Annotated in this window: 21 protein-coding genes; 10 read left to right on the top strand and 11 right to left on the bottom strand. The window is 69.4% G+C overall.

What is annotated here, in order from left to right; all coding sequences use genetic code 11:
• Positions 1-4 precede the first annotated feature (4 nt).
• The 6 genes from AB0F43_RS25700 to AB0F43_RS25725 all read left to right on the top strand — a co-directional run bounded on the left by AB0F43_RS25700 (position 5) and on the right by AB0F43_RS25725 (position 5,514).
• A complete protein-coding gene (locus tag AB0F43_RS25700; protein WP_360481743.1) occupies positions 5-1,339 on the top strand; it encodes a rhodanese-like domain-containing protein in 1,335 nt (444 codons plus the stop codon).
• On the top strand, positions 1,339-2,583 hold the full coding sequence (locus AB0F43_RS25705; RefSeq protein ID WP_360481746.1) for an MFS transporter: 1,245 nt from the start codon (positions 1,339-1,341) through the stop codon (positions 2,581-2,583). The genes AB0F43_RS25700 and AB0F43_RS25705 overlap by 1 nt, the downstream gene beginning before the upstream one ends.
• Before the next feature lie 75 nt (positions 2,584-2,658).
• Positions 2,659-3,033 (top strand): metalloregulator ArsR/SmtB family transcription factor, encoded by a 375-nt coding sequence (locus AB0F43_RS25710; protein ID WP_360482059.1) that lies wholly within the window; start codon positions 2,659-2,661, stop codon positions 3,031-3,033.
• Positions 3,030-3,776: a cation transporter gene (locus tag AB0F43_RS25715; protein ID WP_360481749.1), complete on the top strand. Its 747-nt coding sequence runs from the start codon at positions 3,030-3,032 to the stop codon at positions 3,774-3,776. The genes AB0F43_RS25710 and AB0F43_RS25715 overlap by 4 nt, the downstream gene beginning before the upstream one ends.
• 293 nt (positions 3,777-4,069) lie before the next feature.
• The gene (locus tag AB0F43_RS25720) at positions 4,070-4,558 is read left to right on the top strand and encodes a GyrI-like domain-containing protein (RefSeq protein ID WP_360481752.1); all 489 of its coding nucleotides are present in this window, start codon (positions 4,070-4,072) and stop codon (positions 4,556-4,558) included.
• A gap of 23 nt (positions 4,559-4,581) precedes the next feature.
• A complete protein-coding gene (locus AB0F43_RS25725; protein WP_360481755.1) occupies positions 4,582-5,514 on the top strand; it encodes a carbamate kinase in 933 nt (310 codons plus the stop codon).
• Here AB0F43_RS25725 and AB0F43_RS25730 read toward each other — a convergent pair.
• On the bottom strand, positions 5,491-5,928 hold the full coding sequence (locus tag AB0F43_RS25730) for a nuclear transport factor 2 family protein (protein ID WP_360481758.1): 438 nt from the start codon (positions 5,926-5,928) through the stop codon (positions 5,491-5,493). The two genes, AB0F43_RS25725 and AB0F43_RS25730, sit on opposite strands and share 24 nt — an antisense overlap.
• A gap of 107 nt (positions 5,929-6,035) precedes the next feature.
• Here AB0F43_RS25730 and sigJ point away from each other — a divergent pair, with 107 nt between their 5' ends.
• A complete protein-coding gene (gene sigJ / locus AB0F43_RS25735; RefSeq protein WP_360481761.1) occupies positions 6,036-6,950 on the top strand; it encodes an RNA polymerase sigma factor SigJ in 915 nt (304 codons plus the stop codon).
• On the opposite strand, the gene AB0F43_RS25740 is transcribed toward sigJ, so the two are convergent.
• The gene (locus AB0F43_RS25740) at positions 6,947-7,876 is read right to left on the bottom strand and encodes a copper chaperone (RefSeq protein ID WP_360481764.1); all 930 of its coding nucleotides are present in this window, start codon (positions 7,874-7,876) and stop codon (positions 6,947-6,949) included. The genes sigJ and AB0F43_RS25740 overlap by 4 nt on opposite strands.
• Positions 7,877-8,053: 177 nt before the next feature.
• On the opposite strand from AB0F43_RS25740, the gene AB0F43_RS25745 reads away from it, so the two are divergent.
• Complete coding sequence (locus AB0F43_RS25745; RefSeq protein WP_360481767.1) at positions 8,054-8,221, top strand: hypothetical protein; 168 nt, start codon at positions 8,054-8,056, stop codon at positions 8,219-8,221.
• 1 nt (position 8,222) lies between these two features.
• Here the strand turns inward: AB0F43_RS25745 and AB0F43_RS25750 are convergent, their stop codons facing one another.
• The 6 genes from AB0F43_RS25750 to AB0F43_RS25775 all read right to left on the bottom strand — a co-directional run bounded on the left by AB0F43_RS25750 (position 8,223) and on the right by AB0F43_RS25775 (position 15,084).
• Positions 8,223-8,633: a hypothetical protein gene (locus AB0F43_RS25750; RefSeq protein WP_360481770.1), complete on the bottom strand. Its 411-nt coding sequence runs from the start codon at positions 8,631-8,633 to the stop codon at positions 8,223-8,225.
• Between the two features lie 100 nt (positions 8,634-8,733).
• Positions 8,734-10,188, bottom strand: a complete 1,455-nt coding sequence (locus AB0F43_RS25755) for a M81 family metallopeptidase (RefSeq protein WP_360481773.1) — start codon at positions 10,186-10,188, stop codon at positions 8,734-8,736.
• A gap of 105 nt (positions 10,189-10,293) precedes the next feature.
• The gene (locus AB0F43_RS25760; RefSeq protein WP_360481776.1) at positions 10,294-10,959 is read right to left on the bottom strand and encodes a transglycosylase SLT domain-containing protein; all 666 of its coding nucleotides are present in this window, start codon (positions 10,957-10,959) and stop codon (positions 10,294-10,296) included.
• Between the two features lie 17 nt (positions 10,960-10,976).
• Entirely contained in the window at positions 10,977-12,758 is a 1,782-nt protein-coding gene (locus AB0F43_RS25765) for an ABC transporter ATP-binding protein (RefSeq protein ID WP_360481780.1), read from the bottom strand.
• Complete coding sequence (locus AB0F43_RS25770) at positions 12,751-14,571, bottom strand: ABC transporter ATP-binding protein (RefSeq protein ID WP_360481783.1); 1,821 nt, start codon at positions 14,569-14,571, stop codon at positions 12,751-12,753. The genes AB0F43_RS25765 and AB0F43_RS25770 overlap by 8 nt, the downstream gene beginning before the upstream one ends.
• Before the next feature lie 72 nt (positions 14,572-14,643).
• A complete protein-coding gene (locus AB0F43_RS25775) occupies positions 14,644-15,084 on the bottom strand; it encodes a nuclear transport factor 2 family protein (protein WP_360481786.1) in 441 nt (146 codons plus the stop codon).
• A gap of 120 nt (positions 15,085-15,204) precedes the next feature.
• Here AB0F43_RS25775 and AB0F43_RS25780 point away from each other — a divergent pair, with 120 nt between their 5' ends.
• Both AB0F43_RS25780 and AB0F43_RS25785 read left to right on the top strand, forming a co-directional pair.
• Positions 15,205-16,020 carry an alpha/beta hydrolase gene (locus tag AB0F43_RS25780; RefSeq protein WP_360481789.1) on the top strand — a complete coding sequence of 272 codons (816 nt, stop codon included), beginning with the start codon at positions 15,205-15,207 and terminating at the stop codon, positions 16,018-16,020.
• Positions 16,021-16,427: 407 nt separating this feature from the next.
• Entirely contained in the window at positions 16,428-18,467 is a 2,040-nt protein-coding gene (locus AB0F43_RS25785) for a DEAD/DEAH box helicase (RefSeq protein ID WP_360481792.1), read from the top strand.
• Positions 18,468-18,590: 123 nt separating this feature from the next.
• Here the strand turns inward: AB0F43_RS25785 and AB0F43_RS25790 are convergent, their stop codons facing one another.
• From AB0F43_RS25790 to AB0F43_RS25800, 3 genes are all read right to left on the bottom strand, one after another.
• Positions 18,591-19,817 (bottom strand): trypsin-like peptidase domain-containing protein, encoded by a 1,227-nt coding sequence (locus tag AB0F43_RS25790; protein ID WP_360481795.1) that lies wholly within the window; start codon positions 19,815-19,817, stop codon positions 18,591-18,593.
• A gap of 162 nt (positions 19,818-19,979) precedes the next feature.
• Entirely contained in the window at positions 19,980-22,772 is a 2,793-nt protein-coding gene (locus AB0F43_RS25795; protein ID WP_360481798.1) for an FAD-binding and (Fe-S)-binding domain-containing protein, read from the bottom strand.
• Positions 22,773-22,777: 5 nt separating this feature from the next.
• Positions 22,778-24,313: an aldehyde dehydrogenase family protein gene (locus AB0F43_RS25800; RefSeq protein ID WP_360481801.1), complete on the bottom strand. Its 1,536-nt coding sequence runs from the start codon at positions 24,311-24,313 to the stop codon at positions 22,778-22,780.
• Positions 24,314-24,335 lie beyond the last annotated feature (22 nt).

Genomic DNA, 24,335 nt, shown 5'->3' on the forward strand with positions numbered 1-24,335 from the left:
GACCATGACCGTAGTGCCACTGGTGGACGAGGGGCTGGGGAACTCGTCGTACCTGGTCGATCTGGAGGACGGCCGGGCGCTCGTGGTGGATGTGTCCCTCGATCTGCGGGCCGCCTCCGCGGCTGCCGAACGGCGAGGGTTGACAGTGGCGTTCGCGGCCGACACGCACCTGCATGCCGACTTCCTCTCCGGTGCACGTCAGCTCTCGGCCAGCCAAGGCGCTCAGGTGCTTGCCTCGGCGGACGGTCAGCGCGAGTTCGGGCATCGCGGTCTGCGTGACGGCGACGAGGTCGACCTCGGTGGGCTGCGGTTGCGCGCACTCGGTACGCCGGGTCATACCCACGAGCATCTGTCGTTCCTGCTCCTGGACGGCGATCGTCCGCTCGGCGTCTTCACCGGCGGCTCCTTGATCGTCGGTGCCGCGGCACGGACCGATCTGGTCTCTCCTGATCAGACCGAGGCGCTGGCCCGGGCACAGTACGCATCGCTCCAACGGCTGATCGAGCTGCCCGACGACGTTGCGGTCTGGCCGACACACGGCGCCGGCTCGTTCTGCTCGGCGCCGCCCGGTGCGGATCGGGTCAGCACGATCGGTCGGGAGAAGGCGACCAACCCGCTGCTCCGGGTCGATGACGAGGACGCGTTCGTGACCGAGCTGCTCGGGTCGCTCGGCAGCTTCCCGTCGTACTTCCTCAGGCTGGCCGAGGTCAATCGCCGTGGACCGGCTGTGCTCGGCCAGGCCCCGTTCTTGCGGCCGCTCCGGGTCGATGCGATGCGGTCGATGGACGCTGAGGTGATCGACGTGCGGCCGATGGCCGACTTCGCCGCGGGGCATGTCCCAGGGGCGTTGTCGATCCCGTTGCGGGCCGTCTTCGTGTCGTGGCTGGGATGGCTGGCGTCCGGCGATCGGCCGTTGGTCATCGTACGGCGGGACGACCAGGACCCGGCGGAGATCGCCTGGCAGGCAGCGAAGATCGGCTATCACCTCGCCGGCGAGGTGCACGGCGGACTGGATGCATGGATCGCCGCCGGGCAACCTACGGCGAGGCTGCAGGTGATCGGCCCGGGCGAGGTCGCCGGTGCGGTGCTCGACGTCCGGCAGGACTCCGAGTTCGAGGCCGGTCATCTACCCGAAGCTGAGCACATCGAGCTGGGGTCACTGACCGAGCGACTGGACGACGTACGACGTGAGCCGTTGGTGGTGATGTGCGGGCACGGAGAGCGTGCGATGACCGCGGCGAGCCTGCTGGAGCGCGCCGGGCACCGGGAACTCGCCGTACTGAAAGGCGGCGCGCCGGACTGGGCCGCCGCGACCGGCCGCGACCTGGAGACCGGCTGATGCAGCTGGGGATCCGGGCGAATCTCGCCCAGTTCAGCCTGCTGGTCGCCGTCAACGCGCTGGTCGGCGGCATGCTCGGGCAGGAGCGCACGGTCCTGCCCCTACTGGCCGAGCAGACGTTCCACCTCACCGGATACACCTTTCTGCTCACGTATGTGCTCGCCTTCGGTGCCACCAAGGCAGCCGCCAACTACTTCGCCGGCACCTGGTCCGATCGGTTCGGCCGCAAGCCGGTGCTTCTCGCCGGGTGGCTCATCGCCGTGCCGGTGCCGCTGCTGCTGATCTGGGCGCCGTCCTGGGGCTGGGTCGTGGCCGCGAACGTACTGCTCGGCCTCAACCAAGGGCTGACCTGGTCGACCACGGTGATCATGAAGATCGACCTGGCCGGCCCGCGGAGGCGCGGACTGGCGATGGGCCTCAACGAGGCCTCCGGCTACGTCGCCGTCGCCGCGACCGCGCTCGCCACGGGATACCTCGCCGCGCGGTACGGGCTCCGTCCCGCACCGTTCCTGCTCGGTCTCTCGTACGCCGCTCTCGGGCTCGGGCTGACTGCGGTCGCCGTACGCGAGACGCGTGATCATGCCGGCTTGGAGACTGCCGGGCATCGTGCGTCGGGTGAGCTGACTGATCGGCAGGTGTTCAGCCGGACCAGCCTGCGTGAACCCGCGCTGTCGTCGGCCAGCCAGGCCGGAATGGTGAACAACCTCAACGACGGGCTCGCGTGGGGCCTGTTCCCGATCCTGTTCGCGACCGCCGGGTTGCCGGTGTCGCGGATCGGCGTCCTGGCCGCGCTCTACCCCGCCGTTTGGGGCCTGGGGCAACTTGTCACCGGCCCGCTGTCGGACCGGTGGGGTCGCAAGTGGCTGATCGCCGTCGGCATGCTCGTCCAGGCCGGAGCCTTGGGAATCGTTGCTGCGGTCAACAGTTTCACCGGCTGGTCGATCGCGGCCGTGCTGCTCGGCCTGGGGACGGCGATGGTCTACCCGACGTTGCTCGCGAGCATCGGCGACGTCGCGCATCCGGCCTGGCGGGCGCGCGCGGTCGGGGTGTACCGGTTGTGGCGCGACGGCGGGTTCGCGATCGGCGCGATCCTGGCCGGCGTCGTGGCCGATGCCTGGGGGTTGCGAGCTGCCGTCTGGGTCGTCGCGGTGATCACCGCCGCATCCGGCCTGGTGGTCGCGCTCCGGATGTACGAGACCCATCCGGCGGCGCACCGTGAACCCACCCAGCCTCACCTCGCCTGACGCGACTTCGGGGTGCCCTTCGCCGCGACCTGACCTGACAACCTCGCCAGGAGGCGTTAACATCGCCATATGACGATGACAGCTCGGGTTGAGGATCCTAGGGTCGACGAGAGTGCTGCGTTGAGTGTGGCGGCTTGTCTGTTTCACGGGTTCAGTGATGCGTCGCGGCTGGCGATTGTGCGGCATCTTGCGCTGGGTGAGCACCGGGTCGTCGATCTGACCGAGCACTTGGGGCTGGCGCAGTCGACGGTGTCGAAGCACTTGGCCTGCTTGCGGGATTGCGGGCTGGTCGAGTCGCGACCGCAGGGACGGGCGTCGTTGTTCAGACTCACGCATCCGGAGGCGACGCTGGCGTTGCTGTCTGCCGCCGAGCGGCTGCTCGGGCTGACCGGTGACGCCGTCGCACTGTGCCCTGTCTACGGGACCGCCGCCCAGGAGGCTCACTCATGAGCGATCGGCAGCCAGTGCAGCTCACCGCTGCACCGAGCAGCTGGACAACCGACCCCGACGAGCGGCGCCGCCTCAGCCGACGGGCGCAACTCCTGGCCGGGGCTTCGGTGACGTACAACCTGATCGAGGCTGTCATCGCCATCACGGCCGGGCTCGTCGCCGGATCAGTCGCGCTGGTCGGCTTCGGGCTCGACTCGGTTGTCGAGGTGTCCAGCGGCCTGATCATCCTGTGGCAGTTCCGGCACCGCCTGCCCGAGTCTCGCGAGCGCCAAGCGCTCCGGTTGCTCGCGTTCTCGTTCTTCGGCCTCGCCGCGTACGTCGGTTTCGAGTCGACCCGGGCGTTGATCGGCGGAAGCGACCCGGACACCTCGCCGGTCGGCATCGGGCTCGCAATCGCCTCGCTCGTCGTCATGCCGGTGCTGTCCTGGGCCCAGCGCCGTACCGGCAAAGCTCTCGGGTCCAACGCGGTCGTTGCCGATGGCACTCAAACCCTGTTGTGCACCTACCTGTCCGCGGTCCTGCTCGCCGGCCTGGTCCTGAACGCTACCCTCGGCTGGGGCTGGGCCGACCCGATCGCCGGCCTCGTCATCGCCGCCGTCGCTGTCCGGGAAGGCGTGCAGGCCTGGCGTGGCGAAGGCTGCTGCGCCCCCGGCAACGGATCGGCAGGCACAGCCGATTGCGGCTGCGCGGCGGGCGCCTGCACGGACGGCTGCTGCAGTTCGCCGTCTTCAGCCAAGGGGTGACTCAGGCCCCGGGGTAGCGGCGCTCGGCGTGGTCCAGCCGGAGCACATCAGTGGGCGGCGCATCCGCCTGTACTGACGTCAGGCCTCGGGCCGACTGACAGTCCTGCGGCCCGCCGGGAAGATGGTGATCGGTGGCTGTCCCCCCACTGGTGCCACCTGCCATCCGCCCGACGGGCCGGCAAGGTCCCCCTGTACGTCCAGAATGCCGCCGGTCCCCTGGCGGTGACAGGGCCGAAAGTCCCGAACTCGCCGGGACCACTCCCCTAGGCCCTCGGCGAGCGTGATCGTACGCTGTGGACACGAACCCCCTGGAGGACAACGTGCGTACCGATCATCCCGAGTCGCGGGTCGTCCCTGAGCAGCCGACCGCCGTCCTTCGGGCGACGCTGCACCGTGACGAGGTGCCCGGCTGGTTCCGTACGGCGTTCGACGTGGTGGCCGACTACCTGCGCCGGCATGGGATCGCGCCCTGTGGTTTCCCGTTCGTCCGATATCACATCCGGCCCGACGGGATTTTCGAGGTCGAGGCTGGGTTCCCGCTGGCCGTACGGATCAGCGGTGACCGTCAGATCGTGCCGTCCAGCCTGCCCGGCGGGCACGTCGTCGTGGCGTGGCACGACGGGACCTACGAGCAGTTGGGGGACGCGTACCGGGCCCTGGACGATTGGCTGAAAGCCGAGCACGGTGCTCCGGCCGGTGACGCCTGGGAGGTCTACCACGACCCGCCGAATCACGCCCAGCGCTGGCGCACCGAGGTGATCCAGCCGTTCACGCTCAACTGACGGATCTCGTGGCACTCTGAAGCATGCGGATCGTGATCGCGCTCGGGGGGAACGCGTTGCTTCGGCGTGGTGAGCGCCCGGATGCCGCCGTACAGGTCGCACACCTCGCGGCGGCCGCGCCGGCACTGGCCAAGGCCGCCGAGGACAACGAGGTCGTCATTGTGCACGGCAACGGCCCACAGGTGGGACTGCTCGCCTTGGAGAGCTTCGCCGACACGAGCCTGTCGAAGCCTTACCCACTCAGCGACCTCGTTGCCGAGACCCAGGGTGTGATCGGGTACTGGGTCCAGCAAGCACTGGCCAACGCAGGCCTCAGCCGCGGCGCCGTGACGCTGGTGACCCAGACCGTCGTCGATGCGCACGACCCTGCCTTCATCGTGCCGACGAAGTACGTCGGGACGGGCTACCCCGAGGAACGGGCCCGGCAACTCGCCTTGTCCTCCGGCTGGTCGGTGCAGCAGGACGGCGCCGAGTGGCGACGGGTCGTCCCATCCCCCGCACCCCAACGAGTGCTGGAACTCGACGCCGCCGAACTCCTGCTCCAGAACGGCGTCACCGTCATCCTGGCCGGTGGAGGCGGCGTACCCGTGATCGAGGGTCCGACCGGACTCACCGGCGTCGAGGCGGTCGTCGACAAGGACGCCACCGCCGCCCTCATCGCCATCGAGCTCCGCGCGGACCTCCTCGTCATGCTCACCGACGTCCGCGCGGTCTACCTCGACTACGGCACCCCGACCCAGCGCCCCCTCGGCCAGGTCGATCCCGAAACCCTCGCGTCACTCAGGTTCCCCGCCGGCTCGATGGCCCCGAAGATCAACGCCGCCCGCCACTTCGTCGAGACCACCCAGGCCCGCGCCGCCATCGGCTCCCTCGACGACACCACAGCCGTCATCTCCGGCACTGCAGGCACGCAGGTCCAGGTGTCTTCCAGGTCAGGGCGCGAGGTCCAGGGCTGATTGGCCGGTCGCGAAGTGGGTCGGTACGGAGACCTGGTCGTGCACGATCAACCAGGTGCCGTCGACCTTGCGGAAGCAGGCCGTCCATCGGACCCAGTAGTCGTTGTGGTCTCCGCTCTGCAAGGTGCCGCTGATGTGGTTCACGGCGTACGCGACCGCCAGGTCACCACTCACCAGGACGGTGAGATCCCGGACCTCGTAGTCGAGTTCCCGGTAGAACGTGAACACCTTGATCCAGTTGTTCCATTTCGTTTCCGCACCGAGGTGCCGCAGCGGCGGCTCGATGTCGAACGAGACGAGATTCGGTGCGAACATCGTCTTGATGCCGTCAAGATCCTTGCTCCGCACCGCGTCGACCAGCGTGTCGATCCGCTGCCGGATGTCTGCTTCGTCCACTGCTTGTCGTGTGTCCATGGTCAGTACGACGACACAGCCCGGTGGATTGTGACGACCTCACACTTCGGTACGGCGCTTCGTCGGAGGAGTGAACGGCGGAGCCGACGAAGGGAATCACGGACACCATGACCGGATCACGAGACGACCGGGTCGATCCGGGCCTGAGCGCGATCATGAGCGAGCGGCGTCAGCTGATCAACCTCGCCTACCGGCTGCTCGGCTCGCTGGCCGACGCGGAGGACGTCGTCCAGGAGACGTACACGCGCTGGTACGCGATGACCCCGCGGCAGCAGGAGGCGATCGAGTCGCCCGGCGGCTGGCTCACCACGGTCGCCAGCCGGATCTGCCTCGATCTGCTCGGCTCCGCGCGGGCGCGGCGGGAGCGGTACGTCGGCGAGTGGATCCCCGAACCGCTTCCCGACGGCACCGAGTGGCGCTCGGCCGGTATCGCCGTGGACCCGGCCGACCGGGTCACCCTCGACGAGTCGGTGAACATGGCGTTCCTCGTCGTGCTCGAGTCGATGACACCGGCGGAGCGGGTCGCCTTCATCCTGCACGACGTCTTCCGGTACCCGTTCCCCGAAGTCGCCGAGATCGTCGGCCGCTCCCCCGCGGCCTGCCGCCAGCTCGCCACCTCGGCCCGGCGACGGATCGCCGCGGCCCAGACACCGCCGACGCCCACCGCCCAGAGCGCCAGCCTGGTCCGGGACTTCAAGCAGGCCTGGCAGGCCCAGGACATCGAGGCCCTGATCGGCCTGCTGGACCCCGACGCCGTCGCGGTCGGCGACGGTGGCGGCCTGGTCACCGCGCAGCTGCACCCGATCGCCGGCGGCGAGCAGGTTGCCCGGTTCTTCGCCGGCCTGGCCGGACGCCAGCCCGGCATCACCCTGCTCGAACGCACCGTCAACGGCCAGCCCGGTCTGGTGGCCCAGCAGGACGGTGTCACTGTCACCGTCATAGCCTTCGACATCGCCGACAACCGCATCAAGCACATCTGGGCCATCCGCAACCCCGAAAAGCTCCGCCCGTGGACGGCCTAGGCCGCCGGGACCACCTCGACGTGATCCAGGAGTCGCAGGAAGGTCTGCACGAAGGTGTCGACGACCTCAGTGAGCACGGTCGTCCGCTGGCCGTCGTACAGGTGTGGACTCTGCCCCAGGCACCGAGGACGCTCCCCCGGCGCGAGGCGCGCGTAGTGCGCGGGTTCGGCCAGCTCTCGTGCCTGTGCCAACTGGGCGTCCTTCATGGCCCGCAGAGCGATCACGGTGTCGACCGAGTATCTCAGCCGGTCCGCGAACGTGACGAACGAGGCCGGGATGATGCCGCGGCGGTAGGTCGACGCCTGCAGACCCTGGTGCCAGGTGTTCGCCACCGCCTCGAAGATGCCGCTGTCACGCAGGCCGCGAGCGAACTCCGCCGGTGTTCCGTACGGCGTCTGGGCAGCGAGGAACGCATGCTGCACCAGCACCCGGGCGGCCGCGTCCAGTCCGCTGCGGAAGATCTCGATCGGGGTCCGGTCCGTCGTCGTTGCCGCCAGCAACCGCACCGACTCGGCGTCCAGCTCCCCCACCCGCCGTGCGAGCGCGGTATCGGTCGCCAGCCGGTCCCAAAGCTCCAGCGTCGCCTCCCGGGCGACCACCGGAACGACCGCGCCGAGCGGACCGGTGTGCGCGACGTTGACGACTCCCCGGCTGTCCCGCCAGGTGATGTGCCCGGTCGCCGCGCTGACGAGGTACGGCGGACACGGCTGCATCATGCGGTTCACGTACTCCAGCTGCGACGCGCTGAGATGGCTGCCGAGGGCCCGGGCCACGGCCTCGCTGCGATACTCGACCCGCTGCGGCTTCGGGGCGACGAGCTCGGCAGGCGCTCCTGAGAAGAGCCGCGGTCTCGCGAGGCCGAACAGCACCCGTGCCGCCCCGGCCCGATCGTAGGAATCCTCCGGAGGACGCGGATCAGCGCTCATCGACACCTCCCAGCCGCAGCGAAAGTCTAGGAACGACCAGCAGGTCGCGTCCCGGTTACTCGGCGTGTCCAGTCGGTCGCTTGTAACGGTGGCCCCGTGGTGGCCGATGTGGTGAGTAGACATCGGTGTTCCGAGCAGCAGCGCCGAGATGGTTGGACCCGGCCTGTCGGAGGCCCGATGACGTGCGAGACGACGCAGCGCCTGCTTGCGCTGCTCCGGATGCTGGAACGTGGGCCGGCGCCCTTCGGGGCGGTCGGGGACGACGCCGTACTCGATGCATGGTTCGGACCGCGCTCGCCGGTGTGGCCGCACCATCGGGAGGCGCCCGAGCCGCTGGCGCTGTGACTCAGTCGGAGTGCCGGGTGCTGGGGTCGACTTCGGCGGCCAGGTCGAGAGCGATCAGGGCGCGGCGGAGGGTTTCCAGGCTCGGTTGATCGGCGGCCGGCGGGGCGAACAGGCAAACCACCGTGCGACCGTCGGTGGTGCGTCCGGCTCGCTCCACCTTGCCCTCGTCGTCGTACAGGAGCTGCCAGCCATCCTCTTCCAGATGGCTCAGCGCGCGCCGCCAGTCCGCCGTGTGCAGGGACAGGCCGCCGACGAACGGGTCGTCCGGTGCCGGGATGTCGCGCTCCGGATCGGGTGTCACCAGGTAACCGGTCCCGGTCCGCGGATCGAGGTACGCCGTGTGGCTCGCGAACTCCACGATCGTCACGTCGACGTAGTCCGGCCAGCTCGGCTCCTGCTCGGACTGGTTCATCGCTCCCCCGTCATGCCGTGTTCTCCCCAGAAGTGGTCACGCCGCAGACCGTGCAACCGCCAGCGTAACGCCTACAGGCCGCCGTCGAACCTGTCAGAAGTCAGAGGATTTCAGGAGTGAGGATTGGGGTGGGCATGTCGGGATCGAACGGGTACATAGGGCGGGCGATGTGGCGGTGGCCGAGGCTGAGGAGGTCTTGGTTGACGCCGCCTGGAGTGAGGGCCAGCAGCCAGTCGGCGGCCATGGCGTAGAGCTCGGGTTCCAAGTAGCCGATCTTGACGACAACCAGGTCGGCGTCGCGAGGAGCGAGGCCGAGGTCGGTGAAGTCGGACTCCAAGTGGTAGGGCTTGCGGCGGGTGGTGACGATGACCTGGAGGCCACCTGTCGCTAGTACGACGGCTGCGCCGGACGAATCGATGGCGGCCACCTGAGCGGTCAAGGAGACCGGGCCGCAGGGGCCCGCGTCGATCTTGCCGCCGAGTTTGACGCTGACCGTGGCACCCACGCCGGCGCGAATCGCGGTCGCGGTCACCTCGGGGTCGACGATGGCAGCGTAGATCGTGGTCAGTCCGGACTCGGTGATCGCCGGCATGCGCAGCAGAGCGTCGAGGGTCCAGGACGTGTCGCCGGCGCCGCCCGCGGTCGGGTTGTCACCGGAGTCACTGATGAAGAAAGGCCGCGCGGTGCTCGAAACTGCCCGGTCCACGCACTCCGCCAGCGTCCCGGTCGGCGCGACGAACTCGAACTTGTCGTGCGCGTCCCAATAGGCGTCGGCCAGCCGCTTCGCCTGCTGCGTGATGACGCCGGCGTCGTCACCGGTGACCACGACCGCGGCCTGGCAGCGCGGCTCGTCCGCCCACGCGTAGCCGACCCAGATCGCCGCATCCAGCACGCCGTCCATCGCCTCGACCTCGTCGACCATCGCGTAGATCCGCTTGGCCGGGTCGATCCGCGTGCTCGTCTTTTCCCCGGGCAGGAGCACCGGCACCTGCACCCACGCCTTGCGCGGACGGCCGCCGGAACGCAACCGGGCCACCAGGTTGCGCGCGGCGCGTTCCCTGGTGTCCCACGCGTCGGTGTGCGGGGCCTTCCGGTAGCAGGTGACCAGGTCGAGCGTCTCCGCCAGTGCGCGCGAGACGTTGCCGTGCAGATCCATCGATGCCGACAGCAATGTCGTGGGCCCGACGAGCTCGCGGATTCCCGCGACGAACTCGGCCTCGATGTCGGTCCGGCCGAGCACACTCATCGCCCCGTGGAAGTCGATGAACACCCCGTCCAGCGATCCCGCCGTACGGAGCAGCTCGAAGATCTCCCCCGCCAGTTGCTCGTACGTCTCCTCCGTGACGGGCCCACCGGGCACTGCGACCGCGTGCAGCAGTGGCACCCACTCCACGCCCTCTGTCAGCTCCGACCCCGGCGTCAGGAAGGCGTATCGCGCCAGCAGCTCCGCGCCCCGCGTCACCCGGAAGTCGTCGATCGTACTGCGATGCGGCGAGAACGTACTCGACTCGATCGCGATCCCGGCAATACCGATCCGCAATGGCTCAGGGTTCACTGTCAGCTCCGCTCTGGTCGAGCCGCTCGAACGAACGCCAGGAACGGCAGGCGGCTGCCGGTCTCGGCGATGTGGACAAACGCGGGTTCTCGAGGTGCATGTGGTTCATGTCCGGACCGCCTCCGCGGACTTGTCCCAGTTGTCCCGGAGGCGGTCGAGGTAGGACTGGGCTTGTGGGCCGGGCTTGACGCCGCGGGCGAACGCGCGCATGTTGCCCCCGCCCGCGTTGTAGCCCAAGGCAAGCAATTCGTCCTTGCTCAGCTGGGTGGAGCGTTTGGTGGGCAGACGTCGCGCCAGGTCGTGCAGGTGCCAGGCGGCAGCCTGGATGGCCAGCGCCGGGTCGTCGGGCAGCTCCTCCCACTTGCGGTTGGCGAACGGCCGGCCCTGCTTGGTGTCGTCGAACGCCGGCCGGTGCATGTTCGCGATGCCGAACGCGGGATCGGAGTCGATCTCCGCCCACGACCGCTCCAGCTCCGGGTCGTGCGGCTTGTACGACTCGTTGTACAAGATTGCCATCAGCAACTGCGGCCGGATCCCGGCCTGGGCGGCGTACTTCCGCACCTGTACGGCGAACTGCGCCGGGTCGTAGTCCTCGTACCAAGGCTTCGGCGTACTCGCGGTCGGAGACGTGGGCCGCTCAGAAGGCGTGGTTGTCGCGGAAGGCTTCACCGTCGGCGCACTCGTCGTACCCGGCTCGTCGTCGCTGCACTGCGCAGCCACCGCACCCACCGCCACGGCTCCGACCGCCACCCAGACCCATCGCTTCGCCACGACCCCAACCTAAAACATCAGCGGTAAGCCCGTGCCTGCAACTCGAAGAGCTCGGCATAACGACCGCCCGCCGCGAGGAGCTCCTCGTGACTGCCGACCTCCTCCACCCGCCCGTCATGCATCACCACGATCAGGTCGGCCATCCGCACGGTCGAGAAGCGGTGCGAGACCAGCACCGTGACACCTCCGGTCTCAGCCGCGGCGATCCGGGCGGCCACGGCGTACTGCTCGTACAACCGGTGCTCTGCCTCCGGATCCAGTGCCGCGGTAGGCTCGTCGAGAAGCAGCAGCAGTGGTCGTTCGCGCATGAACGCGCGGGCCAGCGCGAGGCGCTGCCACTGCCCGCCGGACAGCTCGACGCCGTCGGTGAACTTCTTGCCCAGCTGGGTGTCCAGTCCGCGCGGCAGTCCGGCGACCACGGAATCCGCGTCACCCCGCGAGATCGCGGCAAGCACCGCCGCCTCGTCGGACTCCCGTCGTACGTCGCCGACCGCCACCACCTCCCGAGCCGTCCACTCGAACTTGACGAAATCCTGGAAACCCGCCGACAGCTGCGACCGCCAGGAGTCCGGCGAGATCGTCGCCAGGTCCACGCCGTCGACCAGGATCTGCCCGGTGGTCGGGTCGTACATCCGCGCGAGCAGCTTGACCAAAGTCGTCTTGCCGGCACCGTTCTCGCCGACCAACGCGACGGCCGATCCCGCGGGCAAGACCAGGTCGACCCCACTGAGTACGGCGGAATCCGTGCCAGGGTAGGAGAATCCGACGTTTCGCAGCTCGATCCCGGCGGTGAGCCGCGCCGGCGCCGAGGCGACACTCCCCCGCCACGAGTTGTCCTTCGCGTACTCGCGCAACCAGTCGTACCGGCTGAAACTGCGCACCACCTCGCCGACCCAGTAGACGTTGCGGGCGATCCCACCGGTCATCTGATCGACCTGCGGCCCCAGCAACAGCACGAGCACCACGTCTCCGGCGGTCTGCTGCCCGTTGCGCGCTCGCGCGATCACCCAGACGATGGCCGCGGCGTACGCGAGACCGAACGCCAGGCGCACCGAACCGTCGACCTTGCCACCCCACCGCGCCGCCGCGACCCGACGCCGGTACCGCTCGGTCTGCAACGCGTAGATCCTGTCCAGCAGCACCTTCCCCAGCCCGAACACCCGCACCTCGAGCCCGGTTCGCGCGTCCTTCGACACCTCGAACAGCTTGTCGACGAGCCGCTCCTGCGGCAGCGAGTCCTCATAGGCTTTGTGCGACCGCGAGCTGCTCAGGTACGCCGACCAGATCCGAGCCGCACCGAGGAGCGGCAGCAACAGCAGCAGCGGATGCACGGACCCGAGCAACCCGAGCACGGTCACCGTGTTGGCAACCGTCCCGAACCCCCACAGCAGCACCTCGGCACCGACGCCCATCCGCCAAGCGCGCTCGCGGACCAGCTCCAGCCGGTCGGCGATGTCGGGCCGCTCGTGATGCGTCAATCCGGGGATCCCCGTCGTCACGTCCAGCAGGTCGGCGTGCACGCGGCCAGCCATCCGTTCCTGGGCGGTGTCCTGCAGCGGCCAGCCCACCACGTCGGCGACGAACGCGATGGCCAGACCGCCGATGATGATGCCGATGCCCAGCGCGATCGTGCTCGACCGGTCCGCCGCGATCCCCTCGACGAGCCGGCTGACGCCGTACGTCTGGGCCGGCGCCGCGACCGCCCGCCCCGCGACGAGCACCGTCGAGATCGCCATCAGCAACGGCGCGGCCCGGAACGAGGTGGCCAGCCACAGCCAGGCGATCCGCAGACTACGCATCGAGGGCCTCGCTCTCCCCCGCGTCGGACACCACGTACCGCTCGGCTTGCAGGCGGAACATTCCTGCGTACATCCCGCCCCGGTCGAGCAGTTGCTCGTGGGTGCCGTCCTCCACGATCCGCCCATCGGCGAGCACGCAGATGCGATCGGCGTTGCGGACCACCGAGAACCGGTGGGAGATGATCAGCGACGCGACCCCCGAGGTCAGCTCGAGGTAGCGCTCGACCAGCTCCGCCTCGGCGCGCACGTCCAGCGCGGCCGCGGGCTCGTCGAGCACGAGCACACCCGCCCCGGCGTGGACGGCGAACAGCGCCCGCGCCAGCGCGATCCGTTGCCACTCACCGCCGGACAGGTCGACACCGCCGTCGAAGGTCTTGTCGAGCACCGTGTCCCACCCGGCCGGCAGGCCGCGGACGACCTCGTCGATCCCCGACTCCCGGGCGACCTTGGCCAGCGCGACCTCGTCACCGGCGCGCTCGACCGCACCGAACACGACGTTGTCGGTCACCGACAGCGGAAAGCGCAGGAAGTCCTGCACGATCGCGGCGATGCGCCGCTGCCAGGCGGCCAGGTCGAGCTCCGCGAGGTCCACGCCGTCGACGGTGATCCGGCCCTCGGTCGGTCGGTAGGCGCCGCCGAGCAGCTTCACCAGCGTGGACTTGCCGGCACCGTTCACACCGACCAGCGCGAGCGCCTCGTGCGCGCGGATGGTGAGATCGAGGTTGCGGAGCACATCGACGTCGGAGCCCAGGTAGCGGAAGCTCACGTTCTCGAACCGCACCTCACGAGCGGGCATCGTCTCGACGCGATGCCGGGTGGTCGCGACCGGCTCCGCGTGCCGCTCGGCGATCGTCCCGGGCAACTCCTGCATCGCCCGGTACGCCGACAACCCGCGCTTCACCTGGACGACGCCGTACCCGTTCATCGACACGCCGATGGACAGGATGGCCGGCACTGTGGTCGCGACCTCGGTCAGCGGCAGGTTGCCGGCCAGCGCGGCGCGGCCGGCCAGCAGGATCGCGAACCCGTTCGCGGCCAGGTGCAGGCCGCCGGTCAGGACAGACCACTTCACGTTCCGGCGGCGGCGCTGCCAGACCGGGCGGAAGCCCGACGTCCACTCCCGGACATAGCGATCCACCAGCCAGCCGTGCAGCCCGAAGACGCGCAGTTCCTTGGGCGCGTCGCGCATCCCTAGGTCGAACAGGTAGTTGGCCCGCCGCTGCTCCTCGGTGTTGCCCCACCACACGTCGATCTCGCGCGCGATCAGGCGGCCGCCGTACCACTCCAGCAGCAAGGTCACCGCGACCAGCATCGCGGCGACGGGCCAGGAGAACATCACCCCGACGATGACCGCCGAGCCGAGCAGCGTCACCCGGCTGGCGAGCAGCCAGGGCAGATTCCCCAACCCCTCGGCCAGATGGAAACCGCCTTTGCCCTTCGCCCGCTCGTGCATGTCGAGTACGTCGGTGTCCTCGAGATGCGCCACCCGGCGCGGGCGCAGCAACGGCTCGGTGATGTCGGCTCCGATCGTGCGAACGACCGCCGCGTCCATGATCGCCGACGCCACCTGGTGAATCGACGGCGTGAGGCTCTGCAGGACGAACACCGCCAGCAGCGCCGCGAGCAGCCAGCCGAATCCGCCGACCGACATCGCTCCCGGGGCAGCGTCGATCACACCTGGAACAGCTCCGACGACCTGACCGGTCAACAGCGTGACCGCCATACCCAGCACCGAACCGAGTACGGCGAGGCCCATCGTCACAGTGGTGCTACCAGGTGAGACTCGGAACGCGTACCGGAGCAGAGTCAGCACTCAACCGACCGTAACCACCCCCACCGACAAAAGCATCCGAGTTTCCACACCCCACCCCGGGGCTCAAAAGGATCACTCGACGTTCTCGCGGCCGGGCGACGGGGTGCGGTGCCAGGTTCGGAGTTTGTCGGGGTTCAGCACGATCCAGACGGCCGTCACCTCGGCTTCGGCCACGCTGAGGCTGACCACGGCCACGGCCCGGCCGCCCCGACGCAGGACCACGCCGGCGCGACCGTTCACCGGCTCGACGGCGAACTCCGCGCCGGGCAAGCCGACCGGGAGAGCCGCGACGAAACGGGCCGCCTCGCGGGCGCCGTGGATCGGGCGAACCGTCGCGCGCACCTTGCCGCCCCCATCGCTCACGACGACCGCATCAGCCGCCAGGACTGCCTCCAGGGCCGCTGGATCCCCCGACTCCCACGCCGCCGCGAACCGGCGTACGGCGTGCGCATGCCGGTCGAGCACCTCCGCCAATGTCTCGGCCGCATCGCCACCGTCCTCACGATCGACCACCTGCAGTCTCCGTTCTCCTCGGTCTCTTGATACCAAGACAGGTACGGCCGCCTGGTTGTGACCAGGAGAGACGGTCCGGTGAGCGGTTAGGGTGAGGGCGGTCGACCAAGGGAGGGTTCTGTGTCAGAGCAAGCGACCGCGCCGCAGACCGGGTATGCGCCCGTCAACGGGCTGCAGATGTACTACGAGATCCACGGGTCAGGTGGCACGCCGCTGCTGTTGCTGCACGGCGGTCTGTTCAACATCGACCTGCAGTTCGGGCAACTGCTCCCGAGCCTGGCCGCCGACCGCCAGGTGATCTCCGCCGATTTCCAGGGGCACGGCCGGACCAACGACATCGACCGTCCGCTGGGCACCGCCGACCTGGCCTCGGACGTCGTCGACCTGCTGAAGCACCTCGACGTACCCCAGGTCGATGTCTTCGGCTTCAGCGTCGGCGGCGCGGTGGCGCTGTACCTGACCATCAAGCACCCGGAGCTGATCCGCAAGGCGATCATCTCGTCGGTGTCGTTCCATCCCGACGGCGACCGCTCCGAGAACGCCGACGCGGTCGGCGAGATGAAGGTCGAGATGATCGCCGGTACGCCGATGGAGGCGGAGTACCTCGCGAAGTCGCCGCACCCGGACCACGAGCACCTGCAGATCCTGCTCGACAAGCTCGGTGGTTACGACCGTGGGGCGACCGGCTGGTCCGACGACGACATCCGCGGGATCGCCGCGCCGACCCTGATCACCGTGGGCGACTGTGACGCCGTGAAGCTGGAGCACGCCGTACGGTTCCTCCAGCTGCGCGGCGGGGACGTGAACGGCGACTTCGTCGGTGTACCGGCATCGCAGCTCGCGGTTTTTCCCGGCACCACCCACTTCTTCGGCCTGGCCCGCACCGACCTCGTCCGCGACGTCGTCCGGACCTTCCTCGACGCTCCGATGCCCTGAATCCTCTCCGCCGGCCCACCTCTGAGAGCGATCCGGCAGGCCCACGGTCTGGCGTGATCGCGGACTGCGGTTACGATTGAGGTAGCACCGAACGTCGGCAAACCTTCACCACGCCGATTGCCCCGGCGAGGGTGCGCCTGCGACGCCGCTCACGGCCGTCGATCCACACGGTCGCGTCGGACCTCAGCGTCGGTCGAAGCGCTGGGACCGGGATCGCGTGCCGGTCACCGACCCGGACACCCGGCATCGGGTCGAGGCCTGCGGGCGTGCGGTGATGCGTTCCGCCGCGGCAAACGATGCCGCGGCAGTCAGAGGAGGATTTCTTGGCCCGACGAGGCCAGCGCCAGTCCGGCGCTACGCGCAACTCTGCCCCCCACCGGCGTCGTGTCCGCGATGCCGAGGGGATCATGCCCGTCCTCGCCCGCGCGGTGCGGGAGGTCGAGGCGGCCGTCCAGCGCGGCACCGTCCAGCAGTCGATCCGGACGAAGTTCCAGATCATCGCCCTGCTGGTGCGCGAGGAGCGCGCCCGCGTGAACGCGGACCAGACCGCCACCGAGGCCGACCGCACCAAGCAACTTCGGCGCCTCGACGGCATCGCGACGATCCTCGCCAAGACCGCCGCACGCGACACCACGCTGCTCGGCCTGCTCGCCGAGGACGCCGTCGTCTCCCCCGCGGCCGCCTCGCTCAAGCGCGAGATGATGCTGGCCGCCGGCGTGGAGGCGCCGGCCGAGGAGCCGAAACGACCTGAGCCGCCCCCCACGACCTCCCCGGCAGCTCGCCAGGTCGTGCCGCAGTCGGTCGTCTCCCGGCAGCTCGCGAACCCGTTCCTCACCCCCGACTTCTCCGCCCCCGCCCCCCGGCAGGTGCGTCCGCAGCGGTTGGCCGGCTGGGAACTGCTCGGCCCCCTGTTCAAATCGTTCGAGTACGCCACCGCCTCGGCCAGCAAGACCCTGCCCGCCCCGGCCTCCCTGCGTACGGCGGCCGCCGTCGACCTGATGCCACACCAAGCGCGGCTGATCGCCGCCGTCATGGCCGGCCATCGGACCTTCCTGCTGGCCGACGAGCCGGGCCTGGGCAAGACCGCTCAGGCGCTGCTCGCCGCGCAGGCCGCGGACGCCTACCCATTGCTGGTCGTCGTACCGAACGTGGTGAAGACCAACTGGGCCCGCGAGGCCGGGATCTGGACACCGCGGCGCAAACCCACCGTGATCCAGGGCGACGGGAACACGATCGACGGGTTCGCCGACATCGTCATCGTCAACTACGAGGTGCTCGACCGGCATGTCGGCTGGCTCGGCGACCTCGGCTTCCGCGGCATGGTGGTGGACGAGGCGCACTTCATCAAGAACAAGAAGTCCCAGCGCTCGCAGAACGTGCTGCGCCTGTCCGAGCGGATCCGGTCCCGCACCTCCCGCCCGCTGCTGATGGCCCTCACCGGCACGCCGCTGATCAACGACATCGAGGACTTCGCGGCGATCTGGCAGTTCCTCGGCTGGATCAACGACAAGAGCCCGGGCGCCGAGCTGACCGAGTCGCTGGAGGAGTCCGGCCTGACCCCGGCCGACCCCGGGTTCTACGCCGCCGCCCGGGCGAGTGTGATCGACCTGGGCATCGTCCGGCGCCGCAAGGTCGACGTGGCCGCCGACATCCCTGCCCGCCGGGTCGCCGACCTGCCGGTCGAGCTCGACGACGCCGCCGGCCGCTCGATCCGCGCCGCCGAACGCGAGCTCGCCGACCGCCTGGTGGCTCGCTATCACGCCGTACTCGCCGCGCGAGACCCGGAAGACACCGTCGAGGGCATCGACCACGACCTGGTCCGCCGGGTCGCCGAGTGGGAGCGGGCCGAATCGGCCAAGACGAAGTCCGCCGACAACATCTTCAACCTGGTCCGCCGGATCGGCGCCGCGAAGGCCGGGATGGCCGCCGACTACGCGGCCCAGCTGGCCCACAACGTCGGCAAGGTGGTCTTCTTCGCCCGGCACATCGAGGTCCTGGACGCGGCCGAGAACCTGTTCACCGAGCGCGGGATCCAGTACGCCTCGATCCGCGGCGACCAGTCCCGGACGACGCGGCAGAAGAACATCGATGCCTTCGTCAACGACCCCGACGTCTCGATCGCGGTGTGCTCGCTGCTCACCGCCGGCGTGGGACTCAACCTCCAGGTCGCGTCGAACGTCGTCCTCGCCGAGCTCTCCTGGACCAACGCCGAGCAGGAACAAGCTATCGACCGGGTCCACCGCATCGGCCAGTCCGACCCGGTCACCGCCTGGCGCATCATCGCCGCCCAGACCATCGACACCCGCATCGCCGACCTCATCGACAGCAAAGCCGGCCTGGCCGCCCGAGCCCTGGACGGTTCCGACGAGGAGATCTCGTCCTCCGCCGACTTCCAACTGGAAGCCCTCGCCACCCTTCTGACCAACGCGCTGACCCCCGCCAGCTGATCACTCTCGCCAAGGCTCCCGCCACTAACGGTTGGCGCGATGCCATCCGTGGCGCAACCAAGCAAACCGTTGGCCTGCCCCCAGCAGGCCAACCGTTCTCTGTAAGAGGACCCAGCGTCCGGTTCAGGACAGTGGTGCGCCGCAGGTGTTGCAGAAGCGGACGCCCGGCGGGTTGTTGCGGTGATCGCAGCCCGGTGGGTCGTTCGGCGGCCGGACCTGTGGCCCGTACTGCGGCATCGCCGTACCGACGAAGGCCGGGGTCACCGGCTGCTCGGCCGGGATGGGCCTTCGCTGGTTGCGCCGGTACCAGACGAATCCGCCACCTGCCGCCACGAGCAACACCGCGACGACGACTGCGAGGATCCACCACGGGAAGCCGCCGCCGGAGTCGGACGCCGGCGTCGGCACCGCGCCGTCACCGGTGGATTCACCCGGGGCTTTGGGAGCCGATCTGGGCGCGACGGGGCTGACGCCGTGCTGTCGCACGAACGCGCCGAGGTCGGTGGTGTCGGTGATGAAGTTGAAGTTCTGCTGATTGCGCAGCAGGAAACTGTTCACACCGAGCACGTTTCCGTCGTCGTCGACGGTCGGACCACCAGACATACCGCCGCTGAGGTCGGAGTTGACCTCGGTCTGCGGCACACCCTTGGGCGAGGTCTGCTGCGAACTGGCGGTGCCGGTCTTGAAGCTGGCCCGCTGGTTCTCGTCGATCACACGGCCCACCGCCGCCGGGAACCCGATCGACACGAGCTTCGTGCCGACCGCCGGGTCCTGCACCGCGATCGGCAACGGCAGTGCACCGGAGATGCCAGACACCCGCAACAGCGCGACATCGCCGTCGTTGAAGGACTTGTAGTCGAGGATCTGGGCGTTGTGGTTGAACTTCACCGGGCCACCGACCGACTCCGGCTGGGTGACACGGACACGCGTCTCGGGCTTGCTGCCCTTGCTGGTACCTTCGACGTCCCAGTTCTTGAGCGCGTACTCCAGCCACTGCTTCGCGCTGTTGATCGCCTTGGTCTTCTCCATGTAGATGAGCGCCTCGATGAGGATGTCGCGACGAATCTCCTGCGGATCAACGCAATGGCCCGCGGTGACGATGTCACCGGTGGCGCTCACGAGGAAGCCTGAACACGCCCCCTCGACCGTCATCGGCTCCTTGACGAGATCCTCGCCCCCACCATCGGTGGGATACCGGACGTTGGCCACCGTTTTGATGTGCAGGGCAACAACGCTCTTCTCCAGCTCGGCACTCTGCCCAGGCTCGGCCGCCGACGCCGTTGCCGGCGCGATCCCCCCGAGCGGCACAAGCAAAGCCGCCAGTACGGCGACCCTTCGCAACCTTGCCATCTTGTGTTCCCCATTCCCCCATGACACAGAGAGGGGCACACCCGCCAGGCGTAGACACGACGCCCCACACGCCTGTCCCGCCGGTCCTTACCTTCCCCCCGCAGCAGCCACACGACTGCACCTTGAATGTACGTGTACACCTCTCTCCCGTCCATAGCCCTGCTATTTCGTGACTTTGTGCGCCACAAGCAGCTCGGCCAGGTGCATCGTCGGGACGTGCGCGAGGTCGTCGAGCTGGACTCGGCACGACATGCCGTCCGCGAGTACGACGGCGTCGGGGTGCGCTCGTACGGCGGGGAGCAGGTGCGTCTCGGCGATGGCGACGGACACCTCGTAGTGGCCGGCCTCGACACCGAAGTTGCCGGCAAGCCCGCAGCAGCCGGCCACCTTGGTCACCGTCGCACCAGCTTTCGCGAGGAGTGCTTGATCCGCGGTCCACCCGAGCACGGCAGTCTGGTGGCAGTGTGGCTGGGCGACCACCTCGACGCCGCTCAGATCGGGCAACGGCAGGTCGAACCTGGTCACCAGCTCCGCAAACGTCAGCATCCCGTCGGCAACGGTCTTCGCCTCCGGCGCGTCGGTGAGCTCGAGGGAGTCGCTGCGCAACGTCGCGAGGCAGGACGGCTCCAGCCCGATGACCGGCACACCCGAAGCCACGTAGGGCGCCAGCGTCTTCACGGTACGGTCCATGATCCGGCGCGCCTGATCGAGCTGGCCGGTGGTGATCCAGGTCAGGCCGCAACAGGCATGTTCGGGCATGACTCGCGCCGTCAGTCCACTGGCCTCGAGGTAGCGGATCGCCGCCGACCCCGAACCCGGGAAGAAATGGTCAGTGAAGGAGTCGGCCCACACCCACACGTCAGGCGTGTCGCCCATACGCCGAGCCGAGCGCCTCAGCGTCCGTCTGGCGAAGGGTGGAATCGACCGCCGCTGGTCGATCCCCGCGGTCTTCTTGGCCAGCCTCGCGATCGGGCCGATCCGCAGGGAAAGGTTGGCGATGCCAGCCACCGGCGCTACGAGACGAGCCCACTTCGGGAGCCGGCCCAGGAGGTAATGCGAGCGTGGACGCCGCTCCGTCGACCCCGGGCCGTCGTACCGCTGGTAGAGCGCCTCGGACTTGTACGTCGCCAGGTCGACGCCTGCCGGGCAATCGGAGGAACACCCCTTACAGGCAAGGCACAAGTCGAGCGCCTCGTGGACCGCCTCGTGATCGAGGCCGTCGACAAGGGACCCGTCCAGGGCTTCCTGCAGCACGCGGGCACGGCCGCGGGTCGAGTCCTTCTCCTCGCGGGTCGCCAGGTACGACGGGCACATCACGCCCGTCGTCGTCGGCGCGACGCAACGGCCCACACCTGTGCAGCGGTGGACCGCGGCACCGAGGTCGCCGCCGTCGTGGATCAGCCGCAGCCCCGGACGTTCGAGCGTTGCGCGCGGTCGCACGGGTCGCAGTTCGTCCGTGATCGAGGCCGGCTCGACGATGATGCCCGGATTGAGCAGGTTGTCCGGGTCACAGATCCGCTTCACCTGTGCGAACAGGCCGATCGAGATCTCGTCGTACATCATCGGGAGCAGCTCGGAACGGACCCGGCCGTCGCCGTGCTCGCCGGACAGCGATCCGCCGTACCTCTTCAGCCTGGTGGCGCACTCGATCATGAACTCGCGGAAGCTCGAGGCACTCACCGGCCGGCCGGCCTCGAACGGGAAGTCGATCCGGCAGTGCACGCAGCCGTCGCCGAAGTGGCCGTACGGAAAACCGTGGAAGCCGTACGAGCCGAGGATCTCCTCGAAGTCGCGTAGCCAGGCGCCGAGGTGCTCGGGTGGTACCGCCGCGTCCTCCCAGCCGGAGTGGGCGGGTGTCGGCAGGCTCACGCCCGCGAGCCCGGCGCCGTCCTCACGGATCCGCCACAGCGCGGCCGCCTCGCCCGCATCGGTGACCAGGCGCGTCCCGAGGGCGCCGGAGACCGACGCGATCCGGTCGGTCAGGTCAGGCGCATCCGCGCCGGCGACTTCGGTGAAGATCCAGCCTGCTCCCTTGGGCAGGGCCGGGACCGGATTTCCCTTGCTGCGGACGAGATCGACGATCCGCGCGTCCATGCCCTCGCAGGCGATCAGGCGGCCGGGGGCGGCGGTGAGCAGAGTGGGTACGGCGTCAGCGGCATCGGCCATCGTGGGGTAGCCGAGCACCAGCAGGAGCCGCCCGGGTTCGTCCGGCACCAGTCGCACGGTCGCCTCGAGCACGGTCGCGAGCGTGCCCTCACTGCCCACGAGGAAGCGATCGACCCGGCCGCCGTTCTCCGGCAGCAGGTGCTCCAGGCTGTAGCCGCTCACCTGGCGCCCGAAGCGGCCGAACTCGGTCCTCAGGTGGGCGAGGTTGCCGGTTGCCAGTCCCCGCAGCCGCTCGGCCGTCGAGCCCGCATCGGCTCCGGCCGACGCGGTCTCCCCGTTGCCGAACAAGACCGTCAGGGCCTCGACGTTGTCGGCCGTCCGCCCGTAGCCGAGCGCCCGCGAACCGCAGGCGTTGTTGCCGATCATCCCGCCGATCGTGCACCGGGTGTGGGTGGACGGGTCGGGCCCGAAACGGAGCCCGTACGGCGCCGCCGCCCGCTGCAAATCGGCGTGCACGACGCCGGGCTCGACGGTCGCGGTCCGCGCTTCGGGGTCGATGGCAACGATCCGTTGAAGACGCCGGGTGTCGACGACGATGCCGGGGCCGACCGCGTTGCCGGCGATCGACGTACCGGCGCCGCGCATCGTGACCGGGACGCGGAGCTCCCGGGCGGCCGCGTGGACGGCGAGCAGCTCCTCCATCCGCTGCGGCCGGACCACGACCAACGGGACAACGCGGTAGAGGCTCGCGTCACCGGCGTACATCGCTCGCGCCAGCGCGGAGTCGTCGGCCCCGCTGATTCCCCGTGACCTCAGCTCGGCGGCGAGCTCCGTCGCGTCCTGGCTCATCGGCATCACACCGGGAAGTCCACCCCTTGGGCGAGCGGGAGCTCACCGGAATAGTTGATGGTGTTCGTCGCACGACGCATGTACGCGCGCCAGGCGTCCGAGCCGGACTCGCGCCCGCCGCCGGTCTCCTTCTCACCGCCGAAAGCGCCGCCGATCTCGGCGCCCGAGGTGCCGATGTTCACGTTGACGATGCCGCAGTCGGATCCCTCGGCCGAGACGAAGAGCTCGGCCTCGGCCTGATCGCGGGTGAAGATCGACGAGGACAGGCCCTGCGGGACGTCGTTGTTGAGTGCGATCGCTTCGGCGAGGTCGTCGTACGTCATGACGTAGAGCAGCGGGGCGAACGTCTCGGTGCGCACGATGCCGGTCTGGCCGGGCATGGTGACGATCGCAGGCTCGACGTAGAAGGCATCCGGCGCGGCGTCGCCGAGGACGCGGCCGCCACCGGCGACCGTCTTACCGCCCTCGGCGCCGGCTTGCGAGATCGCCGCGGTCATCGCGTCGTACGCCTTGCCGTGGATGAGGGGCCCGACCAGGGTGCCGGCGGCCATCGGGTTGCCGATCGGAAGCCGGGCGTACGTCTCGACCAGGCGCTCGGTCAGTTGCTGCGCCACCGAGGTGTGCGCGATGACGCGGCGCATCGTCGTACAGCGCTGTCCGGCAGTCCCGGCAGCGGAGAACACGATCCCCCGCAAGGCAAGGTCCAGGTCGGCCGACGGGGCGACAATGGCCGCGTTGTTGCCACCGAGTTCGAGCAGCGACCGCCCGAACCGGTTCGCGACCCGGGGACCGACCGCTTTCCCCATCCGGCTGGAGCCGGTCGCACTGACCAGGGCGACACCGGGGTGATCCACCAGGGCCTCGCCGATCTCCGGCCCGCCGACGACGACCTGGGACACGTCGGCCGGCGCCTGGCACTCAGCCAGCGCGCGGTCGAGCAACGCCGCGGATGCCCACGCGCACAGCGGCGCCTGCTCCGAAGGCTTCCAGACCACCGTGTCGCCGCACACCAAGGCGATGGCCGTGTTCCACGACCACACCGCGACCGGGAAGTTGAACGCGCTGATCACGCCGACCACACCGAGCGGGTGCCACGTCTCCATCAACCGGTGGCCGGGGCGCTCGGAGACGGTGGTGCGACCGTAGAGCTGACGCGAGAGTCCGACCGCGAAGTCGCAGATGTCGATCATCTCCTGCACCTCGCCGAGGGCCTCGGAGGTGATCTTGCCGACCTCGGCGCTGACGAGAGTGGCCAGCTCCGTCTTGTGCTCGGTGAGCAGCTCACCGAACCGCTTGATCACTGCGCCCCGCGCCGGAGCCGGGACCTTTCGCCACTCGCGGAACGCGGCGTTGGCGCGGGCGACGACGTCATCGACGGAGTCCGCTTCGTCCCAGCGCGCGCCACCGAGGTCGCCCCCGTTGATCGGTGAACGGTGCGCCCGCTCGCCGGCGATGGTGGCGGCGTCGACGCCGCAAGCTCTGGCGGCGGCCAGCGCCTGGGCGCCGAGGATCTCGGCGGTGGGAATGTCGGTACGCGACATGGTCGGGATCAGCTCCTTGTGG

Origin of the sequence: Kribbella sp. NPDC023972 (assembly GCF_040639075.1) — a bacterium.
In the GTDB taxonomy this organism is placed as follows: domain Bacteria; phylum Actinomycetota; class Actinomycetes; order Propionibacteriales; family Kribbellaceae; genus Kribbella.

Excerpts from the sequence above, each read along its gene's own strand:
- AB0F43_RS25700 (WP_360481743.1), top strand. The coding sequence starts at position 5 with ATGACCGTAGTGCCACTGGTGGACGAGGGGCTGGGGAACTCGTCGTAC.
- AB0F43_RS25705 (WP_360481746.1), top strand. The coding sequence starts at position 1,339 with ATGCAGCTGGGGATCCGGGCGAATCTCGCCCAGTTCAGCCTGCTGGTC.
- AB0F43_RS25710 (WP_360482059.1), top strand. The coding sequence starts at position 2,659 with ATGACAGCTCGGGTTGAGGATCCTAGGGTCGACGAGAGTGCTGCGTTG.
- AB0F43_RS25715 (WP_360481749.1), top strand. The coding sequence starts at position 3,030 with ATGAGCGATCGGCAGCCAGTGCAGCTCACCGCTGCACCGAGCAGCTGG.
- AB0F43_RS25725 (WP_360481755.1), top strand. The coding sequence starts at position 4,582 with ATGCGGATCGTGATCGCGCTCGGGGGGAACGCGTTGCTTCGGCGTGGT.
- AB0F43_RS25730 (WP_360481758.1), bottom strand. The coding sequence starts at position 5,928 with ATGGACACACGACAAGCAGTGGACGAAGCAGACATCCGGCAGCGGATC.
- sigJ (WP_360481761.1), top strand. The coding sequence starts at position 6,036 with ATGACCGGATCACGAGACGACCGGGTCGATCCGGGCCTGAGCGCGATC.
- AB0F43_RS25740 (WP_360481764.1), bottom strand. The coding sequence starts at position 7,876 with ATGAGCGCTGATCCGCGTCCTCCGGAGGATTCCTACGATCGGGCCGGG.
- AB0F43_RS25745 (WP_360481767.1), top strand. The coding sequence starts at position 8,054 with ATGACGTGCGAGACGACGCAGCGCCTGCTTGCGCTGCTCCGGATGCTG.
- AB0F43_RS25750 (WP_360481770.1), bottom strand. The coding sequence starts at position 8,633 with ATGAACCAGTCCGAGCAGGAGCCGAGCTGGCCGGACTACGTCGACGTG.
- AB0F43_RS25765 (WP_360481780.1), bottom strand. The coding sequence starts at position 12,758 with ATGCGTAGTCTGCGGATCGCCTGGCTGTGGCTGGCCACCTCGTTCCGG.
- AB0F43_RS25785 (WP_360481792.1), top strand. The coding sequence starts at position 16,428 with ATGCCCGTCCTCGCCCGCGCGGTGCGGGAGGTCGAGGCGGCCGTCCAG.
- AB0F43_RS25790 (WP_360481795.1), bottom strand. The coding sequence starts at position 19,817 with ATGGCAAGGTTGCGAAGGGTCGCCGTACTGGCGGCTTTGCTTGTGCCG.
- AB0F43_RS25795 (WP_360481798.1), bottom strand. The coding sequence starts at position 22,772 with ATGAGCCAGGACGCGACGGAGCTCGCCGCCGAGCTGAGGTCACGGGGA.
- AB0F43_RS25800 (WP_360481801.1), bottom strand. The coding sequence starts at position 24,313 with ATGTCGCGTACCGACATTCCCACCGCCGAGATCCTCGGCGCCCAGGCG.